Origin of the sequence: Leucobacter coleopterorum, from assembly GCF_011382985.1 — a bacterium.
Taxonomy (GTDB): domain Bacteria; phylum Actinomycetota; class Actinomycetes; order Actinomycetales; family Microbacteriaceae; genus Leucobacter; species Leucobacter coleopterorum.
In genome coordinates this window covers 2,705,199-2,719,347 of record NZ_CP049933.1, presented here as the reverse complement: position 1 = coordinate 2,719,347, position 14,149 = coordinate 2,705,199, and the positions used below count along the sequence as shown (strand labels likewise).

8 protein-coding genes, 1 tRNA gene and 1 pseudogene are annotated in these 14,149 nt (G+C 56.7%); all 10 read left to right on the top strand.

Annotation, left to right across the window (positions count from 1 at the left end):
- Positions 1–116: 116 nt before the first annotated feature.
- The 10 genes and pseudogenes from pdxR to G7066_RS12720 all read left to right on the top strand — a co-directional run bounded on the left by pdxR (position 117) and on the right by G7066_RS12720 (position 14,097).
- A complete protein-coding gene (gene pdxR, locus G7066_RS12765) occupies positions 117–1,595 on the top strand; it encodes a MocR-like pyridoxine biosynthesis transcription factor PdxR (protein ID WP_205881451.1) in 1,479 nt (492 codons plus the stop codon).
- Between the two features lie 113 nt (positions 1,596–1,708).
- Positions 1,709–2,830 carry a fatty acid desaturase family protein gene (locus G7066_RS12760; protein WP_244303410.1) on the top strand — a complete coding sequence of 374 codons (1,122 nt, stop codon included), beginning with the start codon at positions 1,709–1,711 and terminating at the stop codon, positions 2,828–2,830.
- Between the two features lie 58 nt (positions 2,831–2,888).
- Positions 2,889–2,963: transfer RNA gene (locus G7066_RS12755), tRNA-Lys, on the top strand.
- A 768-nt stretch (positions 2,964–3,731) separates the two neighbouring features.
- Positions 3,732–4,430, top strand: coding sequence for a hypothetical protein (locus tag G7066_RS12750; protein ID WP_166331465.1), 699 nt, complete (start codon positions 3,732–3,734; stop codon positions 4,428–4,430).
- Positions 4,431–5,139: 709 nt separating this feature from the next.
- Positions 5,140–6,411 (top strand): annotated as a pseudogene (locus G7066_RS17990) (RNA polymerase sigma factor); the annotation flags it as partial.
- 355 nt (positions 6,412–6,766) lie between these two features.
- On the top strand, positions 6,767–6,940 hold the full coding sequence (locus tag G7066_RS12740) for a hypothetical protein (RefSeq protein WP_166331463.1): 174 nt from the start codon (positions 6,767–6,769) through the stop codon (positions 6,938–6,940).
- A gap of 1 nt (position 6,941) precedes the next feature.
- Positions 6,942–7,493: a CshA/CshB family fibrillar adhesin-related protein gene (locus G7066_RS12735; protein WP_166331462.1), complete on the top strand. Its 552-nt coding sequence runs from the start codon at positions 6,942–6,944 to the stop codon at positions 7,491–7,493.
- Positions 7,451–11,608, top strand: a complete 4,158-nt coding sequence (locus G7066_RS12730; RefSeq protein WP_166331461.1) for a DUF7927 domain-containing protein — start codon at positions 7,451–7,453, stop codon at positions 11,606–11,608. Before G7066_RS12735 ends, G7066_RS12730 begins: the two co-directional genes overlap by 43 nt.
- 307 nt (positions 11,609–11,915) lie before the next feature.
- Complete coding sequence (locus tag G7066_RS16495; RefSeq protein ID WP_244302991.1) at positions 11,916–13,154, top strand: putative Ig domain-containing protein; 1,239 nt, start codon at positions 11,916–11,918, stop codon at positions 13,152–13,154.
- A 280-nt stretch (positions 13,155–13,434) separates the two neighbouring features.
- A complete protein-coding gene (locus G7066_RS12720; RefSeq protein WP_244302990.1) occupies positions 13,435–14,097 on the top strand; it encodes a hypothetical protein in 663 nt (220 codons plus the stop codon).
- Positions 14,098–14,149 lie beyond the last annotated feature (52 nt).

Here is a 14,149-nt window from a genome sequence, read left to right as displayed (position 1 = left end):
GATAGGAGCGTAATAGGCCTTCAAAGAAGTCCAAATATGTAAACTATTGACGTACCAATTCCACGGGTTTGAGATCGCAGGGTGAGTCAGCAATGGAGCAGTTTCCGCAATTGAGTGTGGACCGTGACCAGTCTGTATCCCTGTCAGATCAGCTCACCCACGGATTGCGTGAGCTGATCCTGAGCGGAGCCATGCGCCCGAGCGACACCCTGCCGCCCAGCCGCGCTCTTGCTGTCAACCTGGGCGTGGCTCGTTCGGTAGTGGTCAACGCGTACGAGCGGTTGGTGGGGGAGGGATACCTCGAGAGTCGTCAGGGATCGGGCACGCGCGTGGTTGAGCAACTGCCATCATGGGGTGAGTATCGGGCGCATTTCGTGGTGGGCATTCGGCAAGCTGAAACCGGGCGCGACCAAGTACCCGCACGTGAGCCCGAACCCGGGGGAGAGGTTGGGCGCAATGCAGTGGCGCCTCCCATTGATCTCAGGCCAGGTCGGCCCTATGTGCCGACTTCTCCGCCACGAGAGTGGGTGCGTGCGCTCGCCGCGGCAGCACGAGAACGGTGGGCCTCAGACCCTCCTGATGCTCGCGGCGAGTTTACACTTCGACGGGCGATTTCAGACCATGCCAGGCGAAGTCGCGGAATCGACTGTGACGCCGAAGATATTGTCGTGACGACGGGAACCTCCGAGGCGCTTGTGGTGATTGCGCTCGCACTCCGTGAACTACGGAGCCGTGCGCCAAGAATTGCGGTTGAGGATCCTGGATACATCGAGGGAGCAAAGGCGCTCCAGCGGGCTGGATCGTCTCTCGTGCCGGCACCGGTCGCGGAAGAAGGTGTGACAGCTACCGCATTGCACAAGCTCACCACAGACGAGACGCTTGACGCCGTTATGGTCACCCCAAGCCACCAGTACCCGCTCGGCGGAAGAATGCCGGCGGTCGAGCGACATGCGATCCTCGAATGGGCGGCCCGGTCCGGCACGTTTGTTATCGAGGACGACTACGACAGCGAGTTTCGTCACGACGGTGCTGTGCTGCCGGCGATGGCCGCGCTTGACCGCGGTGGATCGGTGATCTATGTGACGACACTCAACAAAGTGCTTTCGCCATCTCTGCGCTGCGGGGCCATTGTGCTCGGACGTGGCGCGAGCGCCGCGAGTCTGCGCGAGGCAATTTTCGGTGTTCGGCGTGACCTGGGTGAAGCGGTGCCAGCGATGATGCAGAAGGCTCTCGCTGAATTCTTGAGCGGTGACGGGTTTCGCCGTGAGGTCGGCCGCACTCGGCGCGAGTATCGGCACCGGCGCGAGTTGCTGCTCGCTGAGTGCGAGAGACTGAAGCTGACTGTGACGGGGGCGGCGGGTGGATTGCACGTTGTGATCCCGCTGCCGCAGAGTGTATCTGCGACCGCCGCAGCCGCGCAGCTCGAAGAGCGCGGCGTGCTCGTGGGGTTGGTGCAGAGTATTGCTCCAGGTGCTGAAAGGGAAGCTGTCTCGGGTGGGATTATCGTGGGGTACGGGGCTGAATCGGTGTCGCGTATGCTGCTGGGCCTTAAGAGGATCGCTGCCGTGATAAAGGCGTGCGGGCCTTCGAACTAACGTATACAGCTGCCGGTATGGTGTGAGGCATACCCTGGGGTTAGCGATCGGCAACCTGCCCTTGGCTGTACAGCCAAGAAACACCGAAGTGTTTCTGTAACGACGAGGACGTCATCATCGCTCCCTCAACTGTCACTCCGTTAGCCCCTGCATCGCGTCTCGGTCCACTGCGTCAGACATACGCCACCAGCGACACTTACCCCAAGATGACCCGTGCCTACACGGAAATCGCTCAGATTGTTCGTGAGACGGGTTTGCTGCGCCGCACGCCCTGGTTCTACACCTTCGTCGCTGTGTTAATAGCTGTTGCGCTGGGTGGAGCGATCACGGGGTTTGTGTTACTCGGCAACAGTTGGTTCCAATTGCTCATCGCTGGTGCGCTCGGGATCATCTTCACGCAGATTGCATTTTTGACGCATGAGGCCGCCCACCGCCAGATCATGCCACTCGGGCCCGCAAATGATCGGCTGGCACGCATTCTTGCGGGGTTCATTGGTGTGAGTTACTCCTGGTGGGACTCCAAACACACGCGACATCACTCAAACCCGAACATGGTTGGCAAAGACCCCGACATAGACGTCGACACGATCTCGTTTTTGGAGGAGGACGCCGCCAAATCACGGGGCCTCATTCGGTTGATTACTCGCAAACAGGGCTGGCTGTTCTTTCCGCTGCTAACACTCGAGGGGATCAATCTGCACTACCTCAGCCTGAAACACCTGCTATCGACCGCTCCTGTAAAGAAGCGCTGGTATGAGCTGAGCATGATTCTCATCCGTTTTGCACTCTACCTGACGCCGGTGTTTCTCTTTTTGCCTCTCGGCATGGCCTTCGCGTTTGTGGGTGTGCAACTTGCAGTATTCGGCGTCTACATGGGGGCCTCGTTTGCCCCGAACCACAAGGGCATGCCGGTTCTTGCAAAGGGGGCTCGCCTCGACTTCTTTTCGAAACAGGTTCGCACCTCACGCAACGTATCGGGCGGCTGGGCCGCGACGTGGTTCATGGGCGGTCTGAACTACCAGATCGAACACCATCTATTCCCGAGCATGCCAAGGCCACACCTCGCGAGGGCGCGCGAAATTGTGATCGAACACTGCGCGACCTTGAACGTGCCGTATACCGAGACGACAATCTGGCGCTCGTATGCAATCGTGATCGAGTATCTGAACCGTGTTGGTTTGGCTGCGCGCGACCCCTTCGAGTGCCCGATCACGGCGGAGTACCGCAGAGCCTGAGTGGATCGGCGCGCTCGAATCGCGAGCGCGCCGAGTATCCGCTACGCTAGTCGAGTTGGCCCCTATAGCTCAGCGGTAGAGCTACGGACTTTTAATCCGCAGGTCGCAGGTTCGATCCCTGCTGGGGGCACCAATGTTTGTAAGGGAATGCAAACTTCCCGTTCTGGTGAGATTTCAGAAATCCCCTCCAAATCCCCTCTCAGCGAAAAGAACTCGACCCACACACTGAGCGGACCTCACAACTGGGCCGGCCCAGGTGCATCTCCGCTCCAGTGCACGGTCCAGAGTTCTTGTCCGTTGCCTTGCTCCCAAAACTGGCTCCTCGTATTTGAGGGTGTAGACGTGGTCCGAACCCGTCATTCTTGAAGAGTGGCCTTTCGATATCGTTCGTGAGGTTGGCGAGTGCACCCGATACCGACGAGGTCCTTAGCTTCCGACGTGTGATTATCGGGTGCTCTCGTCGGTATCGGGTGCACTCGAGCTGCGCGAGAGCGGCATCCATATATCGAGTTTGCATCTTGCCCGTCGACTTTGCAGTTGTGGCCTGCAGAGACGGCCATGGAGTGCTGATTGGCCGCACAGAACTTCCCAAGACACGAGTGCCTATGAAGCTGACGAGCGGCCCTCTTAATCACAGGTCAGGATCCTGGGCACTCGTCGGCGACCTGTGCACTCACCGACCACACGAACTACGCCGCGCGAATGCTTCTACACTCTCAAATGCGATGAGCCCCAAAACTAGTGCCAAAAATTCGTAACGAAAGGCACGCCAGTCGCGTCCTTCTATTCGATGCAGGAAATTTCTGTATGCCTATTGAATATTTGAAGGAAGAAGAAAACCATGGCGAGCAGTAACAAATCGTATTCGGCAACCACAGGACGAGGTAGGCAGCCTTCGCTGATGCGAAAGCTCATCACGGTTGCTGTTGCCGGATCGCTTATCGGACTCACGGCCTGTACCGCTCCCGACAAATCAAAAGAAACAACCACATCCAAGACCGAGGCTCCAACGCCGACTAAAACCAAAAAAGTTGAACCGGAGACTCCTAAGTCAAACTCCGGTGAGTTTACTAATGCGGCCTTTGCGTATCCCATTGTCGCGGACGGTGAAGTGGTGAAAACTATTGAGACCGAAAAATTCACCATAACGGTTTTCCGCACTGCGACTGGGGTGACTGATGCTGATGAACGCTACAAAGACCCCGACACTGGAGTGCTCTTGCTCCCAGCCGGAACGCCGCGGATGGCGGTCAACTTCGTCCTGACAAATAACACTACAGAAACCCTTGATATCGGTACGATATCACTCCAGATCAGCGGAACACACCCAGACTGGCCATTCAGTAGCATCCCCTATCTAGAAGAATCGACTGATTGGTTCGAAGGTCTCGGTCTGCATCGGTCAGAAATTGACTTTGGTGCTGACGCCGAGATGGGGATTATCGCCCCCAAGGAGTCGTTCGCCCAATCTTCCGTCTGGCCCCTGTGGGATGGTCCCTACAACATCGAAATGAAGTTGGTTGGCAAAGACTCGGAAGGTAACTTGGATCACGATAATCCCCTCTTTGACCTGACCGAACAGATTACGTTCAAACCGTAAAACAATTTGCGGGTTGCGGGTTGCGGAGAAGTGAGAAATCCCTCCCCGCAACCCGCAACCCAAATCGTAAAAGGCCTTACTCTTGCCCGTTGCCCGCGTTATGCCGTCAGCCATTGAAGTAAATCGCCGTCGAGTGAAACCTGGGGGCCTGCTGCGGGTTTAACGACTCACGAAACCTATATACCCTTACTTTTGCGTTTGAATACCCTCGGTTTGTCGGTTCGCACCCTCGATTTTGCGGAGATGTCTTCCCTTTACCTGGCTCTGTGCCTAATATATAGCTTTGGTGCGCGTTGCTGAGAGACGCGTGACCTTGCGCTCATCGTGATTTCGTGTGGCTAGATCAGGGCACTTTTAATCGAGTGACATGAAAACAATGCGGCAGCAGCTCGGGGGCGGCATCTTGGGGATGCCACCTTTTCTGAACATCGCGGATGAGACCTGAAGCTTTGAAAGAGGGGAACGCCTGGAACAGGCGTAAATTTTGGGGGAAAGTAATGGAAGACGGCGCTAAGCATCAAGAATATGGGGGGCCGCCCGTCAGTGAGGGCCAGTTCTTGGCGCTGTTTCAATCGTCTCACCGACGCTTCGTGCAGTATGCCAACACGCTTCTGCGCGATGAGAGCCTCGCCGAAGACGTTGTATCTGACGTACTTGTTTCGATCCTTCAGCGAGTTCGGTCGGGGGAGGGCCATCCGAGAAGACCTTCGTATCCTACATGAGGGTCTGTATTCGCAACGAGTCGATTAACGCGAGCAAGCGTCAAAGTAAGGAGTTGCCGAGCGACGACCTACAAGTTCTCGTGGAACAGGATCAAATCATTGACTTGACTTCAGATCTGACGAGTACACGAGATAACGAAGCAGCGGTAAAGGCTTATCAAGCTCTCACTACGCGGGCGCAACAGGTTCTCTATTTCAGTGAAGTGGAAGATAAGTCTCTGGCAGACATCGCCAAAGAGCTCAACATTTCAGAACAAAATGTCGCAACTGCCGCGTCCCGGGCCCGAGACGCGCTGCGAACAAACTATCTGATCGAAACAGTCTCAGACCTACCAGGATGCGAGACCGTCAAGATCCAATACTTGGCCCTGCATGCTCGCGGTAAATCTCCGCGTCTGAGGCACAGTCGGATTGAGCAACATCTCAAGACCTGCGACTCGTGTCAAAAGCGACTCAAGAGGATGACCTCGATGCGCTTGCCGGTGAGCGCAATCCTCGGGTTGGCGACAACGGGAGAGTTTGTCAGGCTTTCTGCATTGAGCCCGTCTGCTGGGCAAGCGAGTAACGCATACAGCCAGCGCGAAACAAGCCTGATTGCCAATGAGCAACGACGTAGTGTCGGTCTCCGATTGGGGCTACCGGTAGCTGCAGGAATTGTCGTCGCTGCGATGTCTTTCCAGGGCGTTAATCCAATCAGCGGGGACGACAGCCCCTCCTCAGTGTTGCATCAAAAAAATGAGGATGACAGCCTGAATGAAACAGCTGCTGCGAAGAACCGTGATGCGGGTGCCGCACCTGCTGGGCGCCCCGCGGCAACAATAGACAGCTCATCACCCAGTGCAACGCACGATCCATCAGTGGAAGATCCGTCGGTGAACCCACCGAATAGTGATCCACCGAATACTGATCCACCGGATACTGATCCGCCGCCTGAGCTTCCTCAGGGAGTGCGCAGTGTGGAGTGGGTCAAAAAGCCACAGACGTATGCGCGAGGAGGGCGCGAGTCAAACTCGAACTACGCGTTGTCTTCGAACCAGGAATTAACCCGACGGGCTATCGAGTTACTGTCACCCCACCCCGCGGGGTCTCGCTCGTCGACGCTTCAGCAAGCTGCTCCATGGTGGTGGACGAGGCAGTGTGTGTGCCCGATGCCAATATGCTTGAACTTGAGGCATACCGATTGCAATTCTTGGCCAATCTTGCCGCGAATGCGGACCTCCCTCGGGCCACAATCCAATCAGTTTGACCCCGAATACTGAACGCACGAAGATTTTTAAAAAAGACACAAAAGTCCTGTAATTTTTTGCCTCTTCCATTGTTCTATGAATGATGGGGGATCAACTGTGCGTCGTTTCCTCGTCCTGACCGAACGCGCTGGCATCTGCTTTACGGCAAGCCAGCGTGCCCCCAGATGAATGTTTATCAGGAGTACGCCGAGTATCGATGAGCTATTTCAACGAGCAGCAACTACAAGCCTGAGCTTGACCTCATTGCTTCTCTAAAGGCACGTTTCACTAAGTCAAATACGGAATGAAGGAATATCTAGATGAAGTTTCCGCAACCTGGACTCTTATCCAAACGGAGGAAGTTAAAGGCTTCACGCCCCGATCAGCTATGCGCGGTGCAGCACTCAGCGTCGGGCGATTTACTGCGGTATTGACCGTTCTCATCGCGCTCGTCGCCGGGGTATCTCGCTCGCCCCGCGAAAGCATCAGCGGCCCCGAGCACGATCACCAGCTGTGGTTATGGGGAGGGTGGACCGTACGCTTCGTCTCTGTGCTGGATTGATATGGAGTCGGTTCGTACCAACGCAGCAATAGACACGGCAGAGGGAGCGCCGTACACCGTTGAACTCGGTAATGGTTTGACCTTGGACTTCACGTTGCGTGCGGAAGCTGGTGCGGATGGGAAACGTCTGAAATGGTCGAGCCCTTTGCCGACATGGGAGCATTCGGCTCTCGGTAACGGGTTCTACCTGAATACCCCGGGTTATCCCGCGTTAACGACCCAACTCACCGGAACCAGTTTGTCTGGTGAGGTCATCAAGTACAGGCTTTCGGACATTAAGGCCTCGCTTGATGGTGTGCCTCTCGGTGATGACTTTTCAATGGTGATGGCCGATGCCGAGCACACCGATGCTAAAGAGGCTTTCGCGTGGACTGCCGATGTGCCGTTGGAGCACCTCACGGAAGCTCAACCGGACGGATGGGACCAGGCTGTGTTCCAACAGGCCTCGGAACCACCAGCGTTCGGTGTGATGGAACGACTGACTTTCAAGAAGCGTACTCGGGTGCAACGATGGTGTATGCGAAACACCCGACCGAAATCTCGGCTGCTCTGACTGTTCGCAACACCGCCTCGAACGAGGCGGTTGCATTTGCCGTGATGTTTGCATCTATCGAGAGCCAAGCAACGGTTATCGACCGGTACAACGCGAATGACTCATTTTCTGTGAAGCAAAGCTCCGCCGTGCGGGATTACGGAACTCAATCAACGGGTGCGGGTTCTCCCTCAGGCACCAATAAGGCGGCGTTGGTTGCTGACGTTGATGGGTACCCGGTCACGTTTACTCAGACGATGGATCCGGGATCCTCTTCGACGTGGGCGAACTATGACGTGAGTTGGGCGTGCACCAATAACGGTGTGACGATTCCTGCCGACAAGCTGACGATTTCGCCTGACGGGCTTTCTGTTACCACGAATGTTGCTTTTTCTGACGGTGTCAAGTGTGTTGTTACGAACGACGCGCGTATACCCGGCCTTTCGGTAGCGAAGTCGGCTGATCCGGCCTCTGGCACAACTGTGGCTCGTGGCGACACGGTCAGGTACTCGGTGGTGGCTGAGAACACGGGCGACACCGATCTTACAAATGTGACGGTCACTGATGATCTCGCAGACGTGTTGGATGATGCCGATATCGTGTCGGGTTCGTTGACTGCTTCTACGGGTGCTGCTCCGACGGTTTCGGGCAACACGCTGGCGTGGAGTGGTGATCTTGCCCAGGGTCAGAAGGTGACGCTGAGTTACGACGTGAAGGTGAAAGCGAGCTTCCCGGCTGCGGCAACTCTGCTGAATAAGGTTGTGGGTTCGGGTACGAACCCAGACGACAACACAGAGGTCCCGTCAAACTGTGAGACGGGTGAAGAGCCTGAGTGTACGACGACGCACCCGGTTGATGCGTTGACTCCTGGGTTGAAGGTGTCGAAGTCTGCTGACCCGGTGTCGGGTACCGCGGTGAAGCGTGGTGACACGGTCACGTATTCGGTGGTGGCTGAGAACACGGGCGAGACTGCGCTTGAGAACGTGAAGGTCACTGATGACCTCTCAGACGTGTTCGATGATGCTGATATCGTGTCGGGTTCGTTGACTGCTTCTGCGGGTGCGGCACCGTCGGTGTCGGGGAATACGCTGTTGTGGAGTGGTGATCTTGCTCAGGGTGCGAAGGTGACTCTCACGTACCAGGTGAAGGTGAAGACGGATTCGATTGCTGCGGCAACTCTGCTGAACCATGTGGTTGGTGCGGGTGAGGTTCCTGGTGGTCCTGAGGTGCCGTCGAACTGTGTTGATGGTACGGAGCCTGGTTGCACGACGACGCATCCGGTTGATCCGTTGACGCCGGGCCTGAAGGTGTCGAAGTCTGCTGACCCAGCTACCGGTACGACGGTGAAGCGTGGCGACACGGTGACGTATTCGGTGGTGGCTGAGAACACCGGTGATGCGGCGCTGACGGGTGTTCAGGTCACGGATGATCTCGCAGACGTGTTCGATGATGCTGATCTGGTTGCGGGTTCGTTGACTGCTTCTACGGGTGCGGCACCGACGGTATCGGGGAACACGCTGACCTGGAACGGTGATCTCGCGGTAGGTGCGAAGGTGACTCTCACGTATCAGGTGAAGGTGCATGACAACGCTGCTGGTGGTGCGACGCTGCTCAATAAGGTGATTGGTGCGGGTGAAGGCCCTGGTGGTGTTGAGGTGCCGTCGAATTGTGTTGATGGTACGGAGCCTGAGTGCACGACGACGCATCCTTTGACGCCGACATCGGTGAAGATTGAGAAGACTGACGGTAAGACCGTGGTTGGTGCCGGTGAAGCGCTCACGTATGACGTGAAGGTGACGAACACGGGTGCGGATCGTGTGACCGGGGTTACGGCTACTGATGTGTTGCCTGCGGGCGTGGCGTTTGTGTCGGCGTCTGATGGTGGTGTGTACGATCCTGTGTTGCGTCGTGTGGTTTGGAACATTGGGTCGCTTGATGCGGGTGCTTCCAAGACTGTGCGGGTCGCGGTGATGGTGGATGCTGATGTTGCGCCGGGTCAGGAGATCCGGAACGTTGCCGTGGTGGATACGGAGCAGGGTTGTGTTGATGATCCTGCAACGAGCGAGAACGAGTGTGAATCAATCGACATCGACCACACGCCATCTCTCAAGGTCGTTAAAGACGACCACAAGCAGGTCGTTGCTCCGGGGCAGTCTGTCACATACGACGTGACAGCAACGAACACCGGAAGTGTGGCTGCGACCGATGTGGTCGTTACTGATCAGTTGCCGGAGAACCTCCAATTTGTTTCGGCAGATCAGGGCGGTCAGCACGATCCGAACACCGGCATCGTCACCTGGAACGTACCAACCATCAACCCGGGCGAATCGTTGACATTTCAGGTTGTCGTCACTGTCGCTGACACGGTAAAACCTGGTGATGTCGTGCGAAATGTGGCAATGATCGACTCTCCCGCTGGATGCGTCGATGACACTCGAACTCCAGAGAACGAGTGTGAATCGATTGATATTGACGACGTGCCAATGATTGCCTTCACAAAAACAGACGGCAAAGACGTAGTGCTTCCAGGTGAGGCCTCTACGTACTCGCTCGTCGTGAAGAACAACGGCAAGACAGACGCGCCTGATGTCAAAGTGACGGATCAGCTTCCGGCAAACCTGACGTTTGTATCGGCAACTGATGGTGGTGTGTTCGACTCGGCAAGTAACACCGTCGTGTGGAACTTGGGAACGATGCCTGCGGGTGCTGAGCAGACAGTGACTGTAGACGTGACGGTTTCGGCATCGGCCGTTCCGAACGAGGCTGTTTCAAACACTGCAAAAGTTACAACTGACGAGCTCTGTGTCGATGATCCAGATACCGCAGTGAACGAGTGCGAGGTTATCGATATTGACCGTGTACCCGCAGTGTCGATTGTGAAGGATGACGGCAAGACCGTTGTCCGCCCAGGCGAGACCCTTGAATACACACTCACAGCGTCAAACACGTCTGACTACGACGCGCCAAACGTGGTAGTCAGTGACAAGATCCCGAGCAATGTCACCTTCTTGCGTTCATCGGAAGAAGCAACCCAATCGCTTACGGACTCGTCAAAGTTTGAGTGGAATATTGGCACTTTGAAAGCTGGTGAAAAGCACGAGATCACCGTCACTGTGAGGGTAAACGAAAAGCTTGCGCCTGATACTGACATTGTGAACACGGCCAAGATCACCACGAACGAGGTCTGCATTGATGATCCCGCGACCGAGGTGAACGAGTGTGAGTCGACTGATATCGATGTCACCCCGTCAGACGTGTGGATCTTGAAAGATGATCACAAGACTGAGGTGAAGGCTGGGGAAGAACTCACGTACGACCTGACTGTTGGCAACAACTCGAAGTCGAAGACCATCACCGACGCGGTTGTCACCGACACGCTGCCGAAGAACGGGGTGTTTGTGTCTGCGACCGATGGCGGTGTGGTGTCTGCTGATGGCAAGACCGTCACATGGAAACTGGGCGAGCTCGCGCCGGGTGCCGCAACGGTGGTGAAGGTGACGGTAAAGGTTGCAGCATCGGCGAAGCCGGGCGACGAGGTGATCAATACCGCGAAGGTCGATATTCCTGGGGGTTGCATTCAGGAAGACGCGTGTGAGTCGACAGATCGTGACGTGTTGCCGAAACTGTCAATTGTGAAGACCGATCACCAGGAGAGCACGAAGCCTGGCGAGAAGCTCACATATGACGTGACCGTCACCAACGAAACCAATGTTGATGCAAAAGACGTGGTTGTGACTGACCGGTTGCCGAAGAACGTCACCTATGTGTCGTCGAGTGATGGCGGCACGTATGACAAAGCGAAGCATGCGGTGACGTGGTCGCTGGGCACGCTCGCCGGGGAAGCAGCGAAGACGGTGAAGGTGACCGTCACTGTGAACGCGGATGCGACCCGTGAGGTCGTGAACGTTGCGTCGGTGAAGACTCCGGTCGCGTGTGTGAACGATGGTGACTGTGACGCGGAAGATGTGACGGTACTGAAGCCTGTTGATGAGCTGATACCAGGGTTGCCCGGGGTGACGCTTCCAGTAACCGGCGGTGAAGCGGCGGGTCTCTGGGCCGGTCTTGCGGCACTGCTGATGCTGGCGGGTGGTGTTGGTGTGACGGTTGCGCAGCAGCGTAGACGCGCAAAAGCATAACCGCCGAAAGGCCAGCGTGTGACTGGCTGGTAGCTCAAACAGATAACTGAAAAACGACTGGGGCGGTTGCCGTAAGGCGGTGGCCGCCCCAGACGCATTAACCCACAGTCTCGGCAGATGCTCGGTTAAATCCTGGGCGTTGATCAGGGGCGAACTTTACCATTAGTAATGCAACACCAGCAAATTGCACCTAACATAATTGGAGACTCTTCTTGACTAGCGTTTTTCGCGACGTTCTCGCCTTGCCTTAGTTTCAGCTACCGCAATCGCTTTTGGGGCATCGCTCGCATTTGGCGGAGCGACGGCTGTGTTTGCTGAGGAGCCGCAACCGGTTGTCGACGTTGTGTATGTAGCAAAGAATGTCGACACTTCACAGTTTGATGCCGGAACGATCGCGGTCACGTATAGCCCGTCGTATGACGAGACACATCCTGTACCCGACCTGTCCGCGTACGGCGGTGCAGGTGAGCCGCAACCGATCACCATCAACTACACAATGTCGGCTCACACCGTGGCCGCTGGCACCACATCGGTTGTAGAAGCTCCGGCGGCGATTGGTCCGAATGTGCAGACCAGCACCAGCGTCGGCACCACAGGAGGAATCGTCGGTGCTACAGCGTCATATTTGAGGTTTGTGCTCTCTCCGGGCGCGGGTACAACCAGCAACATCTATACAGACCCGAGTTCTTGGGAAGAGAAGCTGGCCGCTACCACCGCTGGCACCTACTCACCGACATCAACTTTTGAAGTCAGTAGGAAAGATTCTCCGGTGCTTCCTGCCGGGTTCGCTTCGATGACCGAGCCGAGCTTTCATCTGAGCCCAACCGCGCAGGTGGGGGCGTACGGTCCTGCTAGTATTCGTGTTTTCTCTGCGGTATCCGGCATGGACGGTGTGCAGGTACCGGCTATACCGTCGGCGCTCCCAACAGTTTCCGACACGAAACCACACACCGTTGACGTTCTTCGCGGCGCGGGCGATGGCGATCTGGCCAATACTCGGTATCTCACCGTAAGTATGTTGTTTGCGGCGTTTGTGCTGACCACGACTGATGGCACCACACCGGTGGATCCTGATGTTAAGCCCGCGATCACCTCAAAGGCCCCCGCGAATGGGCAGGTCGGTGCCGCGGACACTCACCAGCTCACGAGCACTGGTTCGCCGGCTGCCACGTATCGGGTGTCTGCGGGCAAATTGCCTGACGGGCTCACTCTTGATGGTGTGACGGGAAAGATCACGGGTAAGCCGACCAAGAGTGCTTCGTTCTCGTTTACGGTTGAAGCGAGGAACACGGCTGGAGTTGCGACCGCGAACTACACGCTCAAGGTCACCGCAGCAGGCACAACACCTTCGTGCACGGTTCCGCGTAAGGTGCCTGTGTTTGCGGATGTCGCGACGGGTCAGAAGTTCTCCAAGGAGATTGCGTGGATGAAGGAATCGAAGCTGTCGACTGGTTACGCCGATGGCAGCTACCGTCCCAAGGACGACCTGTCGCGTGAGGCGATGGCCGCGTTCATCTACCGACTCGAAATGACCTACCAGAGGTAGCTCCAATCGAATAGCACAAAGCGCGCAGGCATCGTCTCGTGCGCCCCTGGACTGGGCCAGAGTGGACACAACGAATGATGTGTCCACTCTGGCCCACTTTTGTGTTCGGGTCTTTCAATCAGTAGGTAGTGCACATCCGCTGCAGCCAGGTATCAGATTGCCCAACACAAGGGGTCAACCACAGAAAAAGCGACTTCGACTCCCCGACATTCCTTTTGAAGCAGAGAAGCGTATACTCCTGAGGCCACCGGAATCACGATACATGTTTGAATGGAGACCATTGACTAGAGAGCACCTGCGCCCCGTACTGCTACCAAGTTATAGCTTTGATTGGCTGATCGGTTCTGATGAGCCAGGGGCATCCCACCGCATCGCACAGGAGACCTCCTGGGCTTTGCTCGATCGCGTGCGCAAGGGTGCCGATCCGGTCATCGTGGAGCGGGTGGTGCAGCTCGCTTCGGGCGACGGTATTAACGACATTGCGGAACTGTGGGCGCGTCAGGGAGCACACTCACTCGCGGGGGTTCTTTGGCGCCTGTACTTGCTGCGTCGCGTGGCTGGCACGGACCCCGAGCTAACTGCGGATCTGTATCGTCGAGGTGCCGTAATCGCGGTAACAATTGACCCCGTCGTTGCGGGCGTTGCAGAACCCGCGACCCCCGCCTCGATCACCGAACTCTGCGACACGATCTTGAGGGGTGCCTTCACTGGAGATCTCGGTGACGCCCTTGAACGTGCAGCTAGCTACTGCAGGATCATGTCGCTGGGGCCGCCGACCTCGCCGACTCGCGCGATAACGACAACGACGAGCACGCGACCACACTCACCACAAGGGCCCTGCGATACTCAACTTTCGCCCACGATCTGCATGGTGGTGCCACGCGCTGGCGCGACGGCACGCTGGAGTAGTTGGGCCGTGGTTGATCCTGCGCTAAACTCGTAGCTGCCGGGCCGCAGTAACCCCGGGCTCCAATTTTTGCCGCCTCGAGCGGCCT

Coding starts and splice junctions, on each gene's coding strand:
- G7066_RS12750 (WP_166331465.1), top strand. CDS start 3,732: ATGCGAAAGCTCATCACGGTTGCTGTTGCCGGATCGCTTATCGGACTC.
- G7066_RS12740 (WP_166331463.1), top strand. CDS start 6,767: ATGCGCGGTGCAGCACTCAGCGTCGGGCGATTTACTGCGGTATTGACC.
- G7066_RS12735 (WP_166331462.1), top strand. CDS start 6,942: ATGGAGTCGGTTCGTACCAACGCAGCAATAGACACGGCAGAGGGAGCG.
- G7066_RS12730 (WP_166331461.1), top strand. CDS start 7,451: ATGGTGTATGCGAAACACCCGACCGAAATCTCGGCTGCTCTGACTGTT.